The organism is Cellvibrio fibrivorans (assembly GCF_031457055.1).
In the GTDB taxonomy this organism is placed as follows: domain Bacteria; phylum Pseudomonadota; class Gammaproteobacteria; order Pseudomonadales; family Cellvibrionaceae; genus Cellvibrio; species Cellvibrio fibrivorans.
In genome coordinates, this window is record NZ_JAVDVX010000025.1 from 1 (window position 1) to 1,527 (window position 1,527).

Here is a 1,527-nt window from a genome sequence, read left to right on the forward strand (position 1 = left end):
GCTCTAGCCTTCTCCGTCCCCCCATCGCAGTAAAAAGAGGTACAGGAATATTAACCTGTTTCCCATCGACTACGCGTTTCCGCCTCGCCTTAGGGGCCGACTAACCCTGTCCCGATTAGCGTTGGACAGGAACCCTTGATCTTCCGGCGGGGGAGTTTTTCACTCCCCTTATCGTTACTCATGTCAGCATTCGCACTTCTGATACCTCCAGCATGCTTCTCAACACACCTTCGACGGCTTACAGAACGCTCCCCTACCCCACATACAAAGTATGCAGCCGCAGCTTCGGTTGCTAGTTTTAGCCCCGTTACATCTTCCGCGCAGGCCGACTCGACTAGTGAGCTATTACGCTTTCTTTAAAGGGTGGCTGCTTCTAAGCCAACCTCCTAGCTGTCTAAGCCTTCCCACATCGTTTCCCACTTAACTAACATTGGGGACCTTAGCTGGCGGTCTGGGTTGTTGCCCTCTTGACAACGGACGTTAGCACCCGCTGTCTGTCTGCCATGATTGCACTCCGCGGTATTCGTAGTTTGCATGGGGTTGGTAAGTCGGGATGACCCCCTAGCCCAAACAGTGCTCTACCCCCGCGGGTGAGACATGACGCGCTACCTAAATAGCTTTCGGGGAGAACCAGATATCTCCCGGCTTGATTAGCCTTTCACCCCTATCCACACGTCATCCCCAAATTTTTCAACATTTGTGGGTTCGGTCCTCCAGTAAGTGTTACCTCACCTTCAACCTGCACATGGATAGATCGCCGGGTTTCGGGTCTATTGCCAGCGACTAGACGCCCTATTAAGACTCGCTTTCGCTACGGCTCCCCTATACGGTTAACCTTGCCACTGACAATAAGTCGCTGACCCATTATACAAAAGGTACGCAGTCACAGAACAAGTCTGCTCCTACTGCTTGTACGCACACGGTTTCAGGATCTATTTCACTCCCCTCACAGGGGTTCTTTTCGCCTTTCCCTCACGGTACTGGTTCACTATCGGTCAGTTGGGAGTATTTAGCCTTGGAGGATGGTCCCCCCATATTCAAACAGGATATCACGTGTCCCGTCCTACTCGTTTTCATGACTAAGGCATTTTCGTGTACGGGGCTATCACCCTGTATCGCGGCACTTTCCAGAGCCTTCCACTAACACCAAAGCCACTTAAGGGCTGGTCCCCTTTCGCTCGCCGCTACTAAGGGAATCTCGGTTGATTTCTTTTCCTCCGGGTACTTAGATGTTTCAGTTCCCCGGGTTCGCTTCGTACAGCTATGTATTCACTGTACGATACCTACCAAAGGTAGGTGGGTTCCCCCATTCAGAGATCTCGGGATCACAGCTTGTTTGCCAGCTCCCCCGAGCTTATCGCAGGCTCCTACGTCTTTCATCGCCTCCAACTGCCTAGGCATCCACCGTGTGCGCTTAGTCGCTTGACCATATAACACAAGCGACTGCTTTAACGATTTACAACATTGATACGCTCACGATAATAAGCGCATCGCATGAGTATGATTCGCCGGACTTTTGTGTAGAGA

1 rRNA gene is annotated in these 1,527 nt (G+C 51.7%); it reads right to left on the reverse strand.

Annotated features, from left to right (window positions below):
* Positions 1 to 1,428: ribosomal RNA gene (locus J2X05_RS21095) — 23S ribosomal RNA — on the reverse strand; the annotation flags it as partial.
* Positions 1,429 to 1,527 lie beyond the last annotated feature (99 nt).